The following is a 20,002-nucleotide window of genomic DNA, read 5'->3' as shown; positions in this document are numbered from 1 at the left end:
AGCGTCAGCCCGACGCCGTCCTTCAGCCCTTTATCTCGCGGCTGACGACCGGTCCGAACATCTCCCAGCGATCATCCTTGAACCGCATCATCTGCATCTGCTTGATCGGATAGAAGTCGCTCGGGCTGGTATTGACCGTTATGCCGGGCAACAGCATACCGGTATCGAAATCCTTCAGGCTGGCGGCCTGCTGCATGATGTTCTCTCGCGTGAGATCATCGCCGGCCTGCCTCAGCACCTGAACCAGCGTCCTCGCAATACTGTAGCTGGCGACATGGACGCCATTGTTTTTGTCGGCGCCCGGCATGTACTTATCCATGAATGCGTCCCACTCCTTGACGCTCGCATCGTCCTTCCACTTGGGGTCTTCCGGATCCTTGCTATAGTTCACGCTCAAGACGCCCTGGGCGTTCTCGAGCCCGGCGGGCTTCAGGACCGTGCTCACCGACACGGAGACGACGGAGAGCAGGTGCAAAGGCTTCCACTTGATCTCCGCCATCTTGCGGATGGCCTGGGCTGCAAATTTGGGCGTGGACACGTCGAGGAAAACGTCGGCGCCGCTCGACTTCAACCTGAGAATTTCGGCGTCGATGGTTGGTGATGTGATCTCATAGGGTATTTCGGCGACGATCATGCTCCTGGCTTTGTCGCCCAGTCCGTCCTTGAAGTTTTGGAGATAGTCCTTCCCGAAGTCGTCGTTCTGATAGAGGATGCCGACCCTGGCCCCGGGGTGGTTCTCCAGGATGTACTTCGCATAGATCTCGCTTTCCACCTGGTAGGTCGGCTGCCAGCCCATGGTCCACGGGTAGCCCTTCGGATCGCCCCACTTCGTCGCGCCGCTGGTTACGAACAGTTGCGGCACGCGCTTGGCATTCAGGTATTTCTGAATGGCCGTATTCGACGGCGTTCCCACGGAACCGAATATGAAGAGAACGTTGTCGCCCTCGACGAGCTTGCGAGTTTGTTCTACCGCCTTTGGTGGGCTATAGCTGTCATCGTAGGAGATGAATTTGATCTTGCGGCCGTTGATGCCGCCCTGATCGTTGATCATTCTGAGATAAGCCGCGTAGGTCGCCCCGATCGCCCCATAGGAGGACGCGGGCCCGCTATAGGGCGTGATGTTGCCTATCTTGATTTCGGTATCGCTGGCCCCGGGATCGTACTTCGACTGGGCGAGGCTTGGGCCGGCGGTAAGGCCGAGGCCCGCGAGCGCTATGGCGATCGACGTGACCGGTAATCGGTTGAACATTTGTCTCCCCCTGGCGTATTAGCAGACGCTTGATTGTCTTTGATTGCAGCGCAATAAGCTTCGAGAGTATTACGCGGCTGGGCGCGACCCCATTGATATGCGCGGAAATAAGGGGCGGCGTGGTCACTCGGCGGCACCCCCCAATGAAACCGGACTGGTGCGTCGACCGCCCTGCCGGCTTCGGCGTCGGTGCCCCGCGTTACAGGTCTGCTCCGAACAGACCGCGGGGATATTGGGCTCCCCACGTCACCGGCATCAAATTCATTCTGGGGTCGAGCCATGCCTCACAGGAAGACGAGCGCGGGCTCGCGCCGCCCGCCGGCGATGCCTGCTCGGCGAAACATGACCGGTCCTGCCGTGCCATTCCTCCAATTCATGGTTTCGCCCGCGATCGCGGTGGTAGGCCGGGCTCGGGTGTGGTGCATTGCCGTCGAAAGAACTGGGGAGGATGCATGAGCAGCTTGGATGGCCGCACGGTGGTCGTGGTCGGGGCCGGCGCGATCGCGCCCGGATGGAGCAACGGCCGGGCCTGCTCCGTCACCTACGCCGAACGCGGCGCGACGGTCGCCTGCATCGATTACGTCCTGGCGCGCGCCGAGGAGACCGCGCACCTCGTTGCCGAGGCCGGCGGCAAGGCGATCGCATTGCGGGCCGACGCCACCAACGAGGGCGACCTTCATGCGGCGGTCGCGGCGACGCTGGCCGAGACGGGACGCCTCGATGTCATGCACAACAACGTCGGGGTTGGCGGGTCGGCCGGGGCGCCCGACCAGGTCGCGCTCGAAGACTTCCACCGCGAGGTCGCGCAGAACCTGACCACGGCCTACCTGGGCATCCGCCTGGCCGCCCCGGTCATGCGGGAGCGCGGTGGCGGCGTGATCCTGAACACCTCGTCGCTCCTGGCCGTGCGTTTCCTGTCGCGCCCCACGGTCGCCTACGGCGCGGCCAAGGCCGGGGTGGAGGCGCTCACCCGCTCCTGCGCCGCCGCCTACGGGCGGGACAACATCCGCGTGAACTGCCTGCGCATCGGCTTTTCCGAGACGCCGCTCGCCGTTCGCTCCATCGATGCGCGCGGTCTGAGCGGGGAGGAGCGCGAAAGCGCATTGGATACGACCCGCCGCAAGGTGCCACTGCGCCGCGAGCACGGGTCGGCATTCGACGTGGCCCGCGCGGCGGCGTTCCTCGCCTCCGATGAGGCCCGGCATCTCAGCGGCGTAATCCTGAACATCGACGGCGCGCTCGAGTGCGCGCCGATCTGACAGAGGCGACCGTGTGCAGCCGGAGCAGCGGCGCCGCGATCTAGAGGTGTGGATATGACGGCTCCGTCCGCGCGACGCCCCACGGGCTTTCACCTGTTCACCGGCCGGGATGTGCCCTGGCTGGTCGACGAACGGGCACGGACCCATTCGGACAAGGTCTTCCTGGTCTGGGAGCCGTTCGACGGGCCGTCCCGTTCATGGACCTTCGCGGAGTTCGCGCGGGAGACATCCGCCTATGCCGCAGGATTGGCCGCCTGGGGCATCCGCAAGGGCGACTTCGTCGCCATCCACCTCGACAATTGCCCCGAGTTCCTGTTCGCCTGGTATGGCTGCTCTCGCCTGGGCGCGGTGGCCGTGACGACCAACACACGGTCGACCGAGGACGAGCTCCGCTATTTCCTGGAGCACAGCCGTGCGGCCGCGGCCATCACCCAGCCCCGCTACCTCGACCTGGTGCGCGCGTCGGCGCCGCAGATCGAGCGGGTGGCCTGTATCGGCGACGACGCCGGCGAGGCGGCGGCCACGCCACCGGACGCGAGCGCCGTCCCCTTTGCGAGCCTGCGCGGCGCCCCCGAGACCGCTCCGCGGCGCGCGCCCGAGCCCCTGCTCCCCAACAGCGTCCAATACACCTCGGGCACCACGTCGCGGCCCAAGGGGGTCGTGTGGACGCACGCCAACGCGCTGTGGAGCGGCCGCACCACCACGGCCCATGCGGGGCTGACGGAGCGGGACATCCACCTCGTCCACCTGCCGTTGTTCCACACCGCCGCACTCGGCTACTCGAATCTGGGCACGCTATGGTCCGGCGGCACAGTCGTGCTGATGCCGCGCTTCTCCGCCTCGCGCTTCTGGGACGTGGCCGTGCGGCACCGCTGCACGTGGACGTTCGTGTTGGGCTTTCACCTGCGTGTCCTTGGTGCCCTGCCCGCGCCGGAGACCCATTGGTTCCAGTTCTGGCTGGCCGGGGGCGACCTGCGGCTGGTGCGCGAGCGCTGGGGCATCAAGACGATCGGCTGGTACGGCATGACCGAAACCATCGCCCAGACGATCACCTACACGCGCACGCTCGTCGGCCCCGAGTTCTCCATGGGGCGGCCCGCTGCCGAGTATGAGAACGCGATCCGCCGTTCGGACGGGTCGGAGGTGGCCTTCGGCGAGACCGGCCATCTCTGGGTCCGCGGCATCGCCGGCATCTCGCTCTTCCAGGAGTATCTTCACAACCCCGAGGCAACGGCGGCGGCGTTCGATCCGGACGGCTGGTTTAGCACCGGCGACCTGGTGACGCCACGAGACGACGGCTTCGTGTTCTTCGCCTCGCGCGACAAGGACATGCTCAAGGTGGGCGGTGAGAACGTCGCGGCCATCGAGATCGAAAGCGTGATTGCCCAGGTCTCGGGGGTCATCGAGATCGCGGTCGTCGGCCGGCCCGATCCGGTCTATGACGAGGTGCCGGTGGCGTGCGTCGTCGCCGCCGAGCCGGGCGCCGCGCTGGAGCGCGAGATCATGGACACGTGCCGGCTGAAACTGTCGAAGTTCAAGCAGCCGCGCCAGGTGGTGTTCCTGGCCGAGCTCCCGAAGGGGCTGCTCGACAAGGTCTTGAAGCGCGAGCTGCGCGAACATGTGCTGGCGATCACGTCGACGGCTTAGTTTTCAAAGCGGATGGATGGCCGGGTCAAGCCCGGCCATCCATCCGCCCAAAGACCCAAAGCCTCCGTGCAGCGCTCCCGCAAGCAAGCTCAAGCGGCCGACGAGTGTGCGGATCAGGCCGCAGCGGTGCGCGGCAGCGTGTCGATGCCTGGCATCTCCAGCTGAAGCCCCTTCATCGTGCCCTCCTCCCGCCACGCCTTCAGCAGCCGGTTGAAGGCGTTGAGGCCCGGACCGTACACTTCCCCGAGCGCGCGCCCCTTGCCGTCGCCGATCTGCCCTTCGTTGTTGTAGTAGCCGGGCGTGCAGGCGGAGTAGGCGTCGATGGCGGCGGTGGCAAGGGCCCGGATCGTCCGCACCCATTTCGTCTCGGCTTCGAGCGTCGGCTCGACGGCGACCGCGCCCCTGGCGCGCACCTGCTGCACGATATAGGCGAGATGCTCGGCCTGCGCGGCCAGCACCGAGGTGTAGTTGGCCGAAAGCCCGTTCTGGCCGCCGCCGAGGAAGAGCCAGTTGGGAAACCCATGCACGGAATGGCCGTGAAAGGTGCTGAGATCAGGCGCCCACCGCTCGGCGATCGTTGATCCGCCCCGTCCGACGATGTTGATCGGCAGCTTGCGGTGCGCGCCCGTCGTGATCTCGAACCCCGTCGCGAAGATGATGCAATCGACCTCATACTCCGTGCCGTCGACCACGACGCCACGGGGCGTGATGCGCTCGACGCCCCGCGAACCGCTGGTGTCGACGAGCTCGACGTTCGGCCGATTGAATGTCGGCAGGTAGTCGTCGTGGAATGTCGGCCGCTTGCAATAACGCGGATACCACGGCTTGAGCGCCTCGGCGGTGGCCCGGTCGGCGACGACCGCATCGACCCTGCCGCGGATCTCATGCATCTTGCGCATGTCGCCCAGTTCCGCCGTCAAAGCTGCCTGCTGATCGAGAGGCTTTGCCGCGTCGCGCCGGGGCATGTATTTGATCAGGTCCGTCCACATGTCCTGGACGAGATCGGCCTCCACCGGCTCGCGGTTCATGATGGCGTTGAAGTTGTCCTGGCGCTCGCGCTGCCAGCCCGGCTTCAGGCTCGCAGCCCATTCGGGATCGGTCGGTCCGTTGCCGCGAACATCCACCGAGGATGGCGTGCGCTGAAAGACGTAGAGTTGCTTCGCGGTCTTGCCGACATGGGGCACGACCTGGATCGCGGTCGCGCCCGTGCCGATGACGGCGACGCGCTTGTCCGCCAGCTTGTGGAGCCCGCCCGAGGTATCGCCGCCCGTATAGTCATAGTCCCAGCGCGACGTGTGAAACATCTTGCCAGAGAACGATTCGATGCCGGGGATGCCGGGAAGCTTCGGCCGGTTGGCCGGACCGGTTGCGTTGATCACGAACCGGGCGCTGAACACGTCGCCTCGATCGGTCGCCACCTGCCAGCGCCTGATCTCTTCGTCCCAGCGCACCTCGGTGATGCGCGTGCGGAAGATCGCCCGGTCGCGCAGCCCGAAATGCGCGGCCAGGCGCTGCGCGTGCGCGTAGATCTCGGGCTGGTAGGAATACTTCTCCTTCGGGATGTAGCCGGTCTCTTCCAGCATGGGCAGGTAAATGTAGGATTCGATGTCGCATTGGGCGCCCGGATACCGGTTCCAGTACCATGTCCCGCCGAAATCGGAGCCCGCCTCGATGATCCGCACGTCCTCGACGCCGTGTTTTCTCAGCTCTGCGGAGACCATCAAACCGCTGAAGCCGCCACCGACGACAAGGACTTCGACGTCCTCTTGCCAGGGCTCGCGCTTATCGTCTCCCTGCGCGTGGGGATCGTCGTCCCCGTAGTGAGCGAATGCGCCCGCGGCTTCGATGTATTGGTCCGCCCCCTCGGCACGAACCCGGCGGTCACGTTCGAACTTATATTTGGCGCGGACCGCTTCAGGATCGAATCCAAGGTCCTGGATGTCTTGCGGATATGTCATCGGGCAGCTCTCCGATCAGGATTCCAATGCGTTCCACGTGGCTTTCAGGAGATCGTGCGGGCGGGGATTGACCAGCAAACCGCGCCCCATCCGGTTCATCGCGTAGCCGAAGCTCAGGCGCGAGGTCATGTCAATGACGGTGAGAGCTCCCCCCGCGCCCGGCCAAAAGATGCAGTCCGCGTGCGGCGTTTTCAGCCAGTCACCCGGCAGACCAAAACCCATTCCGTACCGGGCAGGCATCGACAGGACGAGATCCTGACCCTCGATCTGAAGCTCAAGGGCTCTGCGACACCCCGCCTCAGACATCAGACGCTTGCCGTTGATCTCGCCGCCATTGGCCATCATCGCGTGAATTGTCGCGATCGATCGCCCGTTACCTTGGCCGCCCGCCGCATAGATCTGCGCCGCTCGCCACGCGCGCGTGCGGGTGGCTTGCACCAGGAGCGGCGGATTGGTCGCGATGTTCTTCATGAGCTCGCTCGGCTCGGGCAAGCCCTCGATCATCGGCGCGTCCTTCAGGTCCGCCACGCGATGATCGTCACGGGCGTCGAGGGTCAGGTGAAAGTCAGCCCCCAACGGCTCAGCGATCTCGCGCCGGAACACCTCGCTGAGGGTCTGCCCCGTGACCCGCCGGACAACCTCGCCGACGAGATAGCCTTGCGTGATGCCGTGATAACCGCACGCCGTTCCCGGCCGCCAGAACGGCTCCTGCCGGGCCAGAAGAGTCGTCGCCTTGTCCCAGTCGTACAGATCGCTCGAAGCCATCGGCTCCCGCCAGCCGGACAGCCCCGCGGAGTGGGCCATCAGCTGGCTGACCTTGACGTCGCCCTTGCCGCCCTGGGCGAATTCCGGCCAGTAGGACGCAACTGGCGCATCGAAGTCGATCGCGCCGTGATCGGCCAGAAACAGCGCTGTGACCGCCGTCATGGTCTTGTTGACCGAGTAGACGTTGACGATGGTGTCCGTCGTCCAGGGGCGGGTGTGCTCCTCATCCGCCCAGCCGCCCCAAAGGTCGACCACCATCTCGCCGCCGATCGACACCGCGACCGAGGCGCCGATCTCGGTCCCGTCGGAGATCCGCCGTTCGAACAGGCGCTGCACCTCGGCGAATTGATCGTGGGCGAACCCGCCCGAGGGCGCTGCCGCCGCCGCACTATCGTCGCTCACGCGCTTCTCCTCCCGCTGTCGTTGTTCTGATGTATCGTCAATGGCCGACAAGGATCGCCATGCCAACGCGGCATGCCGAACTCCTTATTATTTCTAGATATTCACCATCTGTATGGAATTCATACGGGCGACGACCTGCCGTCAGCGTCGCTGACGGCGCCTGTATCGGCATTTTCACATATACCAAACTACTATTATTCTATATCCAGAGCTGACAACTGATAGATCAGTCATCGAGCTTCTTTGAAGACTCGCTCAAGGCCGCCCCACTGGGACCTATCAGGCATTGGCAATCCGCTCGTCGCGCAATTTCGACCGGCGGGCTTTGCCCGCGTCGTCGCGCAGGCTCTCGTCGGTGAATTCGAAGGTTCGCGGAATCTTGTATCGCACCAGTCTCTCGGACAGGAACAGGCGCAAGGCGTCAGCGTCGGTGCGGTCCCGAGCGCCCTCCGCCAGCTGCACGATGGCATGGGTGCGCTGGCCCAGGTCGGCATCAGGCAGGCCGATCACGATGGAGGACTGGACATCCGGGTGGTGATCGAGGGCGGCTTCGATCTCCGCCGGAAAGATGTTGGCGCCACCCGAGACGATCATGTCGGTCCGCCTGTCCACGATATAGAGGTAGTTGTCCTCGTCCACATAGCCGAGGTCGCCATAGGACTCCCACTCGCCTACGGCCTTGGCTTCCGCTCCGATATACTCATAGGTCGAACGACGCCCCCCGTCCGGCAGGAAGTAAATCTCGCCAACCTCGCCCGGCTTGCACTCGTTGCGCTGCTCATCCAGCACGCGCATCGTGGATCCCGGCTGAATCTTGCCGACGGACCCTTTATGAGAAAGCCATTCACGTCCCGTGATGACCGTCACGCCGAGCAGCTCGGTCCCCCCGTACATTTCGAAGATCCGGTCCGGCCCGAGCCAATCGATCCAGGCCTGCTTGAGCCACTGGGGACAGACCGAGGCCATGTGCCATACGACCCTCAAGGAGGACAGATCGAAGGCGTTCCGCTGTTCAGGCGGCAATCGCCAAATCCGGTGCATCATCGTCGGCACCAAGTTCACCCAGTTGACCCGGTAGCGCTCGATCAATTGAAGCGCGTGCAAGGGGTCGAACTTCCCCATCTCGACGACATGGCCGCCCGAAAAGAGGCACTGCGACGACATCGCGAACGGCGCGTTGTGATACAACGGGCCCGGGTTGAGCATCGTCTCACCGAGCATCTGGTTTCCCGGAGCTTTGCTCGGATCGTACACACCGGGCATCCGGTCCACGATCAGCTTCGGCCGTCCGGTCGATCCACCGCTGGTCATGACCTTCCAGCGCGGCGGGATCTTCGACGGGAGCGGAGCACTGGACAGATCCTCGCTCGGGCGCGTGCCCACGGCCAGACAATCCCAGCCCGCCACCTGCGCATGCTCGTCGCTGATAATCAGGCGCGGCCTGGCGAGCTCGACGATCGCCCGCAACTCCGCCGTGGGCAGCTTCGAGGACACATTGTTCGGGGTTGCGCCCAGCTTCCAGACCGCAAAGGCGGTCTCGTAGAATTCGAGACTGTTCGGCACGGCGAGGGTCACCACGTCTCCCTCGCCGACGCCCAGCTCCGCCAGCTGGCGCGCCTTGCGATTGGCACGCGCATCGAGCTCGGCATAACTCACGCTCACGTCGTCGTATGTCACCGCCGGACGCGCCGGATCCCTGCTGGCATGATAGGCGAGCAGATCGCCCATCGGCATCGACGAGGGTCCCGCAGTCGCAATATTTAACTGGTCGCTCTCCAACTCGACGCTCCTCTCCCGGATGCTGCGAACATTCTGAGAGGCAGCCAGAAACCGCCTTGTTCGCTCAGTCTTCGGCGACCTTAACAGAGGGCAGTGCCAGTTGAGGTCGGATAAAACGGCGCCGGCCATGCCTGCCATTCATGGCTGAGTGCCTTCCGCGGGCCACGTGTCCGCACACCTCATCCCTCTCGGCGCGAGCGGGCGACCCTCCTCATGCCAGCAGCTTGGAATTATCTGCGATCTCTATTGTCCTGCCCGCTTCCCAGGTAACGCGTGTTGCTTGCCAAGCTCGGCGATAGATGCGCAAGCTGTTCGCCGCAATGGCAAAGCGAACGGAAAACCATCCGGCCATCCATCCGTTGACGGCCGGAACCAGAGCCGACGATGCTCATGGATTGCTGCGGCCGCAGGGCTGAGCGCCCCAAGATCATTCGATGCCACGTGTGGAATGTCAGGCTGCCGACAGCCCGACGGCGACTTTTGGGGACGGCATGAACATCTGGATCGAATTGGCGAGAGCCAGGACCATCGCCGGCGACGAAATCAGCTTGAGACAGAGGAGCGATCTCTACGAAATCCGATACAACGGCATGGAGCTGATGAGCAGCTCCACTCATCACTCCGAAGATCTGCTGGCGGAAAGGGCGTTACGTCTGCTTGCTCGTCCGGCTAGGCGGGTGCTGATTGGCGGCTTGGGCCTCGGTTTCACACTCCGTACCGCACTCAGCTTCCTCGACCACAGAGCAGAGGTCGTCGTCTGCGAAATTATCCCGGAGGTCGTGGACTGGAACCGGCGCTACCTGGGCGGCCTGGCCGGCCATCCACTGGACGATCCGCGAGTCGAGGTTCGCGTCGAGGACGTCATGGAAACGCTCGGAAACGAACGAGGCACCTACGACGTGATCCTCATGGACACCGACAATGGGCCCGACAACACCGTGCGGGCGCCAAACGGGCTGATCTACGAGACGCGCGGCATCATCGCAGTCAAGCACTCCCTCAGACCGGACGGCCTCGCCGCATTCTGGTCCGCGACTCGGTCGCCGGCGTTCGAGGAGCGGCTGAGCGCCCTTCGATGGAACTGGCTCTGCGACTGCGTTTCCCTCCCCGGGGCCAGCGCCGAGGCGTTCCACTGTATCTATCTGGCGCGCCGGGATGCTGTGGGTCTCGACCAGCCGCTCGCGAGGGGCGAATCAGAAAAGACTGTTGACCCGTCGCCCCGCGCAGGCTGACGGGGGCGCGTCGATGACACCGTCGATATACAGCATTGTTATGGTGAGAGTTTTCGGCCGAAGCGACGTCGACCTGGAGGCCGCCCGACAGATCCTTGGCGGTGAGGATGTCATGCCGCTAGTGTGGTGGATCTGAAGTTCCTGCTCCAACACGGCATCAATGTTCAGGACCTTCAGATCCATTAAACCACACTAGAATCGTAGAGTTGCTAGCGTGGCTTAGGAATCCGAAATTCGCTCCGAGCGATGCCCGAGGTGGTGCGAATTTCGGATTCGCCACACTAGAGCATTTCGCCATTGGATGAGATCATCCAATGGCAGAGAAATGCTCATAACTTTCTGAATTTGGAGCGCAACGGCCGGCCCACGCGTCCGCACACCTCATCCCGCTCGCATTTATCGCGTCATCCGGGCATTCCCCCGAGGCATTGCCTGTCCCGGCTTTGCATTTCGCCAATGGGAGGCCCTGTCCTAGCTTCGAAGCAGGCGACCTCGAGCCGTGCCGCTGGCCGGCGTCCATGGCGCCCGGAAAGCCGGCCGCGCGTCGAAGGCGACGCCATGCCCCGCTGCGACAGAATCAGCGGCAAAATTGGTTGAGAAGACAAAGGGAGGAGAGACTGCATGACGGACGTGCAAGGGCGGACCGCCTTCATCACCGGCGGTGGCAACGGCATCGGATTGGGCATCGCCCGAAGCTTTGCGCGGGCTGGCGCCAAGCTGGCCCTGGCCGACGTGGATGCCGCTGCCCTGGCGCGCGCCAAGGCGGAGTTGCAGGACGTTGCTCCGGTCGAGACGTTCCAGCTCGACGTGCGTGATCGCGATGCCTATGCGTCGGCGGCAGACGCTGCGGAACGGGCTCTGGGACCAGTATCGCTCCTGTTCAACAACGCCGGCGTCGCCGGTGGCGCCCCCGCGGAAAAACTCACCTACGCGCTTTGGGACTGGTCGATCGGCATCAATCTCTACGGCGTCATCAACGGCGTGCAGACGTTTCTGCCGAAGATGGTCGGCCGCGGCCAGGGCGGCCATATCGTCAACACGGCCTCGGGCGCCGGCCTTGCGGCAACGAGCTCCGGGGTCCTGTACTGCACGGCCAAGTACGGGGTGGTGGGGCTGTCGGAGGCCCTCGATGCCGAACTGAGATCCGCGGGCATCGGCGTCAGCGTGCTGTGCCCTGGTCCCGTCGCCACCGACATCGTGCAGCGCTCGGCGAGTACCGCACCCAAGACCGGGTTGTCGTTGTCGGACGAACAGGAACGGCGGGGCGCAGAGCGCAGAGCGCAGATGACCGAGCTCCTGAAGCAAGGCGTCGGCATCGACGACGTCGGCGAGATGGTTCTCCAAGCCGTGCAGGACGACCGCTTGTACATCCATACGGATCGCATCATGGCGGAGGCGATTGCGGCCCGCGCCAAGGCGCTGCTCGACGCCATGCCGAGCTAGCAGCTCTGCACACAAAGTCTTGACGCTTTGCACCGCCGTACGCCCTTTGCTGCGACGGAAGCAAAGCGTCAAAATCGCTGTGCAAAGCGCCTGGTGCCGAGACGCTCCCACCTCGCCACGCGAGCCCGCCTCATGGCGATGACTGCTCCGATTGCCTCGCCAGACGGTGCCGCAGCTGGGCCCGCGTGAGCCCCAGAATGCGCGCGGCATGGGAGACGTTGCCGCTCGTCGCCTGGAGCGCCTCGCGGATCGCGCGGTGCTCCATTTGCTTGAGCGACACCCACGAAGCCGCCGCTGCCGTATCGGCCGTCGCGACAGCCGGCTCCGGCTCGACGGTTCGCCTGGCCAGAGCACCACTCCGGTCAAGACTGAGAAACGTCTTGTGCAGACCGCTGTGCTTGTTGAACAGATGGAATGTCTCGATCGGCTCCCCATCGGGGGTGAGGATTGCTGCGCGCTCGATCATGTTTTCGAGCTCACGGATGTTCCCCGGAAAGTCATAGAGCAGCAGCGCGTCGAGCGCAGAGAACGTAAACCCGCCGACACGTCGACCGTTGCGCTCATTGAATCGTTTCAGAAAGTAATCGACCAGGGGAGGAATGTCGTCCCGCCGCTCGCGAAGTGGCGGGATCGCGATCTGAAAGGTATTGAGGCGATGGAAGAGGTCGGCCCGGAAGCGCCCGTGTCTGACCTCGGCCTCAAGGTCGACATTCGTCGCGCAGATGATGCGCGCGTCGCTGCGCCGAACCGTCGTGCCGCCGACGCGGCTGAACTCGCCATCCTGAAGGACGCGCAGGAGCTTGGCCTGCGCCGTGAGGCTCAGGGTGCCGATTTCGTCGAGGAACAGCGTGCTGCCTCTGGCAGCCTCGAACCAACCCTCGCGAGCCTGGCTGGCGCCCGTGTAGGCGCCCTTTTCCACGCCGAAGAGCTCGGCGTCGACGAGGTTCTCCGGGATGGCCGCGCAGTTGACACTGAACATCTGGCGCCTTCCCCGGGGGCTGGCGTTGTGAATGGCGCGCGCGAAGATGTCCTTGCCTACGCCGGTCTCGCCACAGAGCTGGACCGTGGTTGCAAGGGGAGCCACCTTGCCCAGCAGGTGCCAGGCCGCGAGGAAGCTCGGCGAGGCGCCGACGATCCCGCGCTCCACGATGCTGCCGGCGGCAGGGCCGTTGCCGTCGACCGAGCGGAAGTTGGCGCGCGGCATGAACGCACGCTCACGTGCGTCCACGCTCTCGGCGGGCCGTCCGACAATGCGACAGTGGGCGGATCCGCAAGCGATGCACTCCACCTCGCGAAAAATAATGGGGCGCCCCATCACCGCGCTGGTGTAGCCGGAGGCGTAGCCGATCTGCATCCAGCAGACGGGTTCGGAGCTGTTGCCGAAAGCCGCGACGTGCGTTTCGGCCTCCGCCGAGTTCGTCCAGGTCAGCTCGCTGTAATAGGCGCCGGTTTCCACATCGCCCTCGAGGATGTCGGGCTCCACGTAGACCTCTCCCCTCAACGCGTGCAGTTGCGGCCCCACGAGAAAGGCGTTGAGCTGCGGCTGGTTCGACCGCACCTTCATCGCCAGGATCGCCTCTCGGGCGCCCGCGGCATGGCCGGTCCGGAACAGGATCTCTTGCGCCTTGCGCGGCCCGAGCGCTTCGATAAGCTCCCGCCGGAGAACCGCTTGGCCGGTCAGGTTCAACATGACCACCCGCTGGTCGTCCAGCCAGATGCGTCCTTCCTCCGGCTGGAAGCGGATCCGCGCGCTCAGGTCGGAAATGTCCGGCAGAATCGAATGGCCGATGCGCTCCGGATCGATTTGATGATCGCCGGGCCCGACGCTCAGCTTCAGACCGGAAATGCGTGACACGCGATCCTCCCCGAGCGCGATCCGCCTGACGGATGTGCGTGGCTGGATCTAGCCACCCACATGGCTTGGCTGGCTATTATTGGCCAGCGCGCGTAGGCCCGCAACGGCGCGCTCTTCGCCTGCCGAATAAGAAATCGATCGGGAAAACAATTACATAACGATTGCCGTCGAAGGCGAAGAAGATCTGGCATGGGATCTGCCGATGGCCGCGTGCGGTCGGCGCGAAACCGCCGCTGATCGCATGTCAGAGGGAGGAGATACCTATGCTTGACACGAGCCATCCAAGATCCCTGCACGACGAGAGCACGAGCATCTCGCAGCCGCTGGACGCCTTCTTCGATGCCCCGCAACCGGACTTCGCGCTCGTCTCTCGCGCGCGAGCGCTCCAGGGCCTCGTGAGGGCCCATGCCCAAGCCGGCGACGACGATCGCCGAGTCTCCCAGGAGGTTGTCGACGCGCTCCAGCAGGCCGGGCTTTTTCACATTTCCGTCCCCCGGCGGCTGGGCGGCAGCGGCGCCAATTTCCGGACGTTCATCGACGCCGTCGCGGAAATCGGCCGGGCCGATGGCGGAACCGCGTGGGCGATGGCCCTTCTCAACGTCTGCACATGGTTTGCCTCGCTGTTCTCGCCGCAGGCGCAGGAGGATTCGTTCGGAACGACCCCGGGGGCCAGGATCTGCGGCATCTTCACCCCGCCGACGAAGACGACGATCGTCGACGGCGGCGTGCGACTGACGGGCGAGTGGTGGTATGCGTCGGGCTCTTCGCATGCCCATTGGGCAACCCTCGGCGTGCGCCTTGGCGACAATCCCGACGGCTCGCCGAGCATGGGGCTCGCGCTGGTGCCGCTGACCGATCTGACGCTGCGCGATACCTGGCACGTCGCCGGCATGCGGGCATCGGGAAGCAACACGCTGGTGGCGAACGACGTGTTCGTGCCGAGCCATCGACTCCAGTCCTTCGCCGACCTCGCCGGCGAGGACTATGCGCGCGACGAATCCGATGAGCCGAACGACTACGCCTCGTTCGTTCCGGTGGCGGAAATCGTTCTGGTCGCAGCGCAGATCGGTCTGGCGCGAGGCGCCATCGACCTGACGCTGCAGAAATCGCCAGGTAAGCCGGTCGCCTACACGGTTTTCTCCGAAGCGCGCCATTCGCCGGCGCACCAGATCGAGCTGGCAGAGGCCGTCTCCGACGCCGACCAAGCCTACATGCTCGTGGCGCGGGCCTGCGCGGACATCGACCGGGCCGCATTGCAGCGGCGCAAGCTCGATCCGCTCACCCGCGCGCGCATCCGCATGGATACGGGCCGAGCCGCAAAGCTGTGCCGGGCGTCGATCAACCGGCTGCTGAGCGTCAACGGCGCGAGCAGCTTCGCGCTCACCAACCCGCTTCAGCGCATGTGGCGCGACAGCGAGATCGCGAGCCGCCACGCCTTCGTCCTGCCGGAGATCGCCAACCTCCTCTACGGCCGCGTGCTGTACGGCGTCGAGGACGTGATCCAGCTGTACTGAGCCATCGGCATCGACGACCTGCCGCGCCGGGATGGGAGCGCTCGCCGCCATCATCCCGGCGCCCCGCTATACTCGCGAAAACGGGTTGAGACCATGCACAAGCTGATTGCCATCTACAACGAGCCCATCGACGTCGCGCAGTTTCGCAAGCACCTGGAAGAGGTCCACCTGCCGCTCGTGGCCCGGTTCCCCGGGCTACGAGCGATGCGACATGGGTTCGACGTCTCGTCTGCCACCTCGGGCCAATTCCATGCGGTGGTCGAATGCGAGTTCGACGACGAAGCCGCCTTGCAGGGCGCGCTCGCCTCGCCGGAAGGCCAGGCCGCCGCGGCCGACGTCCCGAACTATGCCGCTGCGGGCGTCACGATCCTGACCTTTGCCGTGGCTCCCGCCTTGCCTTGCGAAGCAGATCTCGGCGGGCGCCGCGGATGAGCTCGGTCCGGATTCAGTAAATCATGAGCATGTCCGTGCCATTGGATGGTCTCATCCAATGGCGAAAGGCTCCAGCGCTTTTCATCTGGAGCGCTTCTCTCTGATTGGACGGTTCCCCCCCGATCAGGAAACGCTCCAGCCATGACGTGGGCGACAGGCGTCCGGTCAGGCCGCCCGGGCGTCGCTCGCGGCCCGCTTGAGGCCGAAGTCGTAGTTCAGATGAAAATAGTCGCTCGCGATCGCGCGCCCGTCCGGCGCCACGCCGGGCGGACGGCGGACGAACTCGCGGATCAGGCTGTCCTTGACGCCGAAGACGACGTCGGAGTCCAGGTATTCGTCGCCGGCCACGAAGACATGGGTCACCAGTTGCTCGAAGCCGGGCGCGGCAATCAGGAAATGCACGTGGGCTGGGCGCCAGGGGTGGCGGCCCTGCGCCTCCAGCATCTCGCCGACCGGGCCGTCGTGGGGGATCGGGTAAGCCGCCGGCTTGATCGACCAGAAATGGAAACGGCCGTTCTGGTCGGTGTGGAAGCGGGCGCGCATGGCGAGATCGCCGATCTTGTCGAGCTGCTGGACGTCGTAATAGCCGTCGTCGTCGGAGTGCCAGACGTCGACAACGGCGCCGGCCAGCGGTCGGCCGTCGACGGTCGAGACCGAGCCGGTGACGAGCAGCGGCGCGCCCTCCAGGCCACCGGAGATGTCGTCGCCGCTTTGCTTCTCGGGTGCGGCCTGAACGAAGAACGGCCCGAGCACCGTGGTTTCGGTCGCGCCCTCCGGCACGGGATGATTGATCGCATCCACCAGCATGGAAACGCCGAGCGTATCCGACAGCAGGATGAACTCCTGGCGCTTGTCGTCGCACATATGACCGGTGCGGGTGAGGAAATCGATGCCGTAGTCCCACTCCTTCATGGTCGGGCGAACCTCGCGCACGAAGGCATGCAGGTGGCGCACCAGGGCCTCGCTGACCTCCTTGATGCGCGGATCGGTGGCTCCCTTGACCCGCTCGAGCACCGCGTCCGTGATGGTGGTTTCGCTGAAGTTGCGCACAATGGCCTCCGTTGTCCGTCGATCTCCTCAGGGGAGAGCCGCTCGATCGATGCCGGGTGCTTCGCCGTGCCAGGCGCGGGCGATCAGGTCGCGGATGGCGTTGCGTTCCAGCGCCCGCGGATTCCAGTAGGCATTGGTCACCGCGAGGTCGGCGGCGGTGTCGATGCCGCTTTCGGGCATGCCGATGTCGCGCAGCGCCAGGGGCGCGTTCAGTCGTCTGGCGAGATCATACAGTCCCTGGGCCGCATCGGCGGTGCCGAGTGCGCGTGCGATGCGCATCGCCGCGTCGGGCACCGCCGGTGCGTTGTAGGCGAGCGCATGGGGCAGGACGATGGCGTGCGTCTCGGAATGCGGCAGGTCGAAGGTGCCGCCGAGCGTGTGGCAGAGCTTGTGATGCAGCGCCATGCCGACCGTGCCCAGGCACACGCCGCACAGCCACGCGCCGTAGAGCGCCTCGGTGCGCGCCTCTAGAACGGGATGACTTGTCTTCGAATCATCATCCCGCTCTAAGTCTTTGCTTTGAGCATGATCTTGTCCAAAAACCGGTGTCCACTTTTTGGGATCCTGCTCCAGATCGCCGGCCTTCGCCGCGATCACCGGCAGCGCACGCGCCAACGCGCGGATGCCTTCCTCGGCCATGAGCGCCGTGACGGGATTACGGTCGCGCGCGTAGAGCGCCTCGACCGCATGCGCCATGGCGTTGATGCCGGAGGTCACGGTCAGCCCCGGCGGCAGCGACAGCGTCAGCTCCACGTCGTAGATCACGGTCTCCGGCAGCACGGCCTTGTCGCGCACCGTGGTCTTCAGCCCGTCCCGGGTCTCGCCGAGGATCGGGGTCATCTCCGACCCGGCGTAGGTGGTGGGGATGCAGAGCTGATCGACGCCGGTGCGCAGCGCCAGCGCCTTGCCCAGACCCGTGGTCGATCCCCCGCCGAGCGAGACCACGCAGTCCGCCTCGCACGCCCTCATCGCCGCGAGCGCCCGCTCGGTCACCTCCACCGGCGTATGCATGGCGGCGCCGGCGAAGCTGCCGGCATGGAGCGGCCCGAGCGTCGCTCCGAGCCGGGCGCCCTCCGCCTCCTGCTGCGGCGTCGTCAGCACCAGCGCGCGCTTGCCGCCGAGGCGCTCGATCTCGGCCCGCGCCGCGCTCAGCGTGCCGCTGCCGAACACCACGCGGCAGGGCAGAGCCTCGAAGGTGAACGCCCCGATCACGCGCCCGCCTCGGGAACAGGATAGTCGACCTGGAAGCGGCCGACGCGCAGGTCGCCCAGTTCCTCGCGCACGCGCAGGTGCTCGGGATGGGTGGCATAGGCGCTCAGCGCGGCGCGATCGACGAATTCCGAGAACAGGACGACGTCGCAGGCATAATCGACATCGCTGATATCGAGGCCGACCTCGATGTGGGTGAGGCCGTCGATGCGGCCCCTCAGGCCCTCGAAGAGGGCCTTGACCTTGCGCCGGGCCGCCGCACGCTCCTCGGCGGTCTCCCCGCGCAGCCGCCACATCACGATGTGCCTGATCGGGCCGGACATGTCTCGCGCTTCCTCGCCTGCCGGTTTTTGGTTCGCCCCGCATTCTGCCTTGCGGAGATCGGAATTAAAGGCCAGAATTCGAAAGGGTCTTTTCCGCTATCCGTAAAAATGGACCGACTGCTGCAACTGGAGGTATTCGCCAAGACGGCCGAGCTCGGCAGCCTCTCCAAGGCCGCCGAGACGCTCAGGATGTCGAACGCGGCGGCGAGCCGGCATCTCAGCGCGCTCGAGGAGCGGCTTGCGGTCCGGCTGATCGAGCGCAACACGCGGCGGCTGTGGCTGACGGACGCCGGCCAGGAGCTCCTGCAACGCTGCAGCACGCTGCTGAGCGAGCTGGCCGAAGCCGAGGACGCCGTCAGCGACCGGGCGCTGTCGCCGACGGGCATGCTGCACGTCACGAGCTCGCTGTCCTTTGCGATGATCTATCTCGCGCCGATGCTGCCGGCCTTCCGCGCGCTCTATCCCAAGCTCAACGTGCAGATCATCACCGCCAACCGCTATCCCGATTTCATCGAGGCGGGCATCGACGTCGCCATCCGCACCCGCGAGAACGAGCCCGACTCCACCATCATCGTGCGCCGCATCGGGCAGATGCGACGGGTGCTGGCGGCTGCGCCATCCTATCTCGCAAGCCACGGGCGGCCGGAGACGCCTGCGGATCTCGCCCGCCACAACATGCTGATCTACAACCTCGCCAACGATCCCTATTCGTTGCGCCTGCGCAAGGGCGACACGGCGCAGACCATCCGGACGTCTCCGACGCTCGACAGCAACGACGGCCAAGTGATCCGAGGTGCGGCGCTCGCCGGCTTGGGCATTCTGATCCAGCCGCTCTACATCGTGCAGGGCGACATCCTCGCCGGCAGGCTCGTTTCGGTCCTGATGGACTGGGAGCTGCCGCTGCTGACCATGAACATCGCCTACCAGAACCGCGTCAGGCTGCCGGCCAAGATCCGGGTGTTCTCGGATTTCCTGCTGGAGCACATCCGCGCGCAGTCGGACGCAGGGATCTGGATGTAGATCAAAGGCTGGTCGCCTGCTTCAGCGTATTTGCCGGGAGCGTTGCACCGACGTTTTGAGTCTTTCGGCGGATGGATGGCCGGGTCGAGCCCGGCCATGACGCTGGAAGCTTGCGCCCGACCTTCATGCCGTCATGGCCGGGCTCGACCCGGCCATCCATCCCACTTGAAAACCAGGCCGTCGCCACCAGTGGCGACGGTCCACCCCAAGGGGTGGCGCGCCGATCAGGCGGGCGGCAGGGGCGGACGAGGCCGAAGAGCGAGGTCGCGGGCTTCCTCACGGCCGATGCCGTTCATGCACAGGAGCCGGATCACGCATTCCTCGATCACCGTTTCGGGCATGGCTTCCGTGGTCACCGCCAGCGCCACGCCGACGATGGCGTAGGTGGCCATTTTCCAGGTGAGCGTCGCGTCGTCCACCTTGAAGCGACCCGCGCGCGAGGCGTTCTGGAGGTCACGGATGGCGAAGGGGCCCATCTGCCGGAACATGGCGTCGGCGATCACCTCCGAGCGATTGAGCAGCTGCTTCCAGCGCACGTCGCCCGTCGCCGTGTCGATGACGGTGCGTATGCCGAAGGCATAGACCTGCGCCGGGTCGCTGAACGTGTCGGTGACCGTCTCGATCCGGATCGCGAGCTCGTACATCAGCCGCTCGAGCACCGCGATCGCCAGCTCGTCCTTCGATTTGAAGTAGCTGTAGACCGTGCCGGCGCCCACATCGGCCCGCTCGGCAATCTCGAGCATGGTGGCGGCATCAATGCCCCTCTCCGCCATGACGTCCTGGCCAGCGCGGATCAGGGCCTCGAGATTGCGTTTCCGCCGGCGGGCGACACGCCCCAGGTTTTGCTCGCTCGCAACCATCTTGC

Annotated in this window: 16 protein-coding genes; 7 read left to right on the top strand and 9 right to left on the bottom strand. The window is 65.3% G+C overall.

The annotated features are described in order from the left end of the window. Window positions 1-22: 22 nt before the first annotated feature. A complete protein-coding gene (locus tag ACZ5PO_RS11780; protein ID WP_464193545.1) occupies window positions 23-1,249 on the bottom strand; it encodes an ABC transporter substrate-binding protein in 1,227 nt (408 codons plus the stop codon). Window positions 1,250-1,710: 461 nt separating this feature from the next. Here ACZ5PO_RS11780 and ACZ5PO_RS11775 point away from each other — a divergent pair, with 461 nt between their 5' ends. Continuing rightward, window positions 1,711-2,508 carry an SDR family NAD(P)-dependent oxidoreductase gene (locus ACZ5PO_RS11775; RefSeq protein ID WP_464193543.1) on the top strand — a complete coding sequence of 266 codons (798 nt, stop codon included), beginning with the start codon at window positions 1,711-1,713 and terminating at the stop codon, window positions 2,506-2,508. Window positions 2,509-2,562: 54 nt separating this feature from the next. Beyond that, window positions 2,563-4,155 (top strand): AMP-binding protein, encoded by a 1,593-nt coding sequence (locus ACZ5PO_RS11770; RefSeq protein WP_464193541.1) that lies wholly within the window; start codon window positions 2,563-2,565, stop codon window positions 4,153-4,155. Between the two features lie 113 nt (window positions 4,156-4,268). On the opposite strand, the gene ACZ5PO_RS11765 is transcribed toward ACZ5PO_RS11770, so the two are convergent. From ACZ5PO_RS11765 to ACZ5PO_RS11755, 3 genes are all read right to left on the bottom strand, one after another. After that, on the bottom strand, window positions 4,269-6,113 hold the full coding sequence (locus ACZ5PO_RS11765) for a flavin-containing monooxygenase (protein WP_464193539.1): 1,845 nt from the start codon (window positions 6,111-6,113) through the stop codon (window positions 4,269-4,271). Between the two features lie 15 nt (window positions 6,114-6,128). Continuing rightward, window positions 6,129-7,280 carry a serine hydrolase domain-containing protein gene (locus ACZ5PO_RS11760; protein ID WP_464193537.1) on the bottom strand — a complete coding sequence of 384 codons (1,152 nt, stop codon included), beginning with the start codon at window positions 7,278-7,280 and terminating at the stop codon, window positions 6,129-6,131. A gap of 279 nt (window positions 7,281-7,559) precedes the next feature. Further along, window positions 7,560-9,014 carry an AMP-binding protein gene (locus tag ACZ5PO_RS11755; protein WP_464193535.1) on the bottom strand — a complete coding sequence of 485 codons (1,455 nt, stop codon included), beginning with the start codon at window positions 9,012-9,014 and terminating at the stop codon, window positions 7,560-7,562. A 536-nt stretch (window positions 9,015-9,550) separates the two neighbouring features. Between ACZ5PO_RS11755 and ACZ5PO_RS11750 the strand changes: the two genes are divergently transcribed. After that, the gene (locus tag ACZ5PO_RS11750; protein ID WP_464193533.1) at window positions 9,551-10,291 is read left to right on the top strand and encodes a spermine/spermidine synthase domain-containing protein; all 741 of its coding nucleotides are present in this window, start codon (window positions 9,551-9,553) and stop codon (window positions 10,289-10,291) included. 621 nt (window positions 10,292-10,912) lie between these two features. Then, window positions 10,913-11,734, top strand: coding sequence for an SDR family oxidoreductase (locus tag ACZ5PO_RS11745; RefSeq protein ID WP_464193531.1), 822 nt, complete (start codon window positions 10,913-10,915; stop codon window positions 11,732-11,734). 130 nt (window positions 11,735-11,864) lie between these two features. On the opposite strand, the gene ACZ5PO_RS11740 is transcribed toward ACZ5PO_RS11745, so the two are convergent. Next, the gene (locus tag ACZ5PO_RS11740; protein WP_464193529.1) at window positions 11,865-13,589 is read right to left on the bottom strand and encodes a sigma 54-interacting transcriptional regulator; all 1,725 of its coding nucleotides are present in this window, start codon (window positions 13,587-13,589) and stop codon (window positions 11,865-11,867) included. A gap of 263 nt (window positions 13,590-13,852) precedes the next feature. Between ACZ5PO_RS11740 and ACZ5PO_RS11735 the strand changes: the two genes are divergently transcribed. Both ACZ5PO_RS11735 and ACZ5PO_RS11730 read left to right on the top strand, forming a co-directional pair. Further along, window positions 13,853-15,103, top strand: a complete 1,251-nt coding sequence (locus ACZ5PO_RS11735; protein WP_464193527.1) for an acyl-CoA dehydrogenase family protein — start codon at window positions 13,853-13,855, stop codon at window positions 15,101-15,103. Window positions 15,104-15,196: 93 nt separating this feature from the next. Further along, window positions 15,197-15,535, top strand: a complete 339-nt coding sequence (locus ACZ5PO_RS11730; protein WP_464193525.1) for an EthD family reductase — start codon at window positions 15,197-15,199, stop codon at window positions 15,533-15,535. 165 nt (window positions 15,536-15,700) lie between these two features. Here the strand turns inward: ACZ5PO_RS11730 and ACZ5PO_RS11725 are convergent, their stop codons facing one another. Genes ACZ5PO_RS11725 through ACZ5PO_RS11715 form a run of 3 tightly spaced genes read right to left on the bottom strand, consistent with a single transcriptional unit; the run spans window position 15,701 to window position 18,117 of the window. Beyond that, window positions 15,701-16,585 carry an intradiol ring-cleavage dioxygenase gene (locus ACZ5PO_RS11725; RefSeq protein WP_464193523.1) on the bottom strand — a complete coding sequence of 295 codons (885 nt, stop codon included), beginning with the start codon at window positions 16,583-16,585 and terminating at the stop codon, window positions 15,701-15,703. A gap of 27 nt (window positions 16,586-16,612) precedes the next feature. After that, window positions 16,613-17,797 carry a maleylacetate reductase gene (locus ACZ5PO_RS11720; RefSeq protein ID WP_464193521.1) on the bottom strand — a complete coding sequence of 395 codons (1,185 nt, stop codon included), beginning with the start codon at window positions 17,795-17,797 and terminating at the stop codon, window positions 16,613-16,615. After that, window positions 17,794-18,117 (bottom strand): Dabb family protein, encoded by a 324-nt coding sequence (locus ACZ5PO_RS11715; RefSeq protein ID WP_464193519.1) that lies wholly within the window; start codon window positions 18,115-18,117, stop codon window positions 17,794-17,796. Before ACZ5PO_RS11715 ends, ACZ5PO_RS11720 begins: the two co-directional genes overlap by 4 nt. A 108-nt stretch (window positions 18,118-18,225) precedes the next feature. Between ACZ5PO_RS11715 and ACZ5PO_RS11710 the strand changes: the two genes are divergently transcribed. Continuing rightward, window positions 18,226-19,137, top strand: coding sequence for a LysR family transcriptional regulator (locus tag ACZ5PO_RS11710; RefSeq protein ID WP_464193517.1), 912 nt, complete (start codon window positions 18,226-18,228; stop codon window positions 19,135-19,137). Between the two features lie 224 nt (window positions 19,138-19,361). Here ACZ5PO_RS11710 and ACZ5PO_RS11705 read toward each other — a convergent pair whose 3' ends face one another. Beyond that, window positions 19,362-19,997 carry a TetR/AcrR family transcriptional regulator gene (locus ACZ5PO_RS11705; RefSeq protein ID WP_464193515.1) on the bottom strand — a complete coding sequence of 212 codons (636 nt, stop codon included), beginning with the start codon at window positions 19,995-19,997 and terminating at the stop codon, window positions 19,362-19,364. Window positions 19,998-20,002 lie beyond the last annotated feature (5 nt).

This window comes from Chelatococcus sp. KU-N122 (assembly GCF_055391085.1).
Note: the sequence above shows the minus strand (reverse complement) of the source record. Positions and strands in the feature narration are given on the sequence as shown.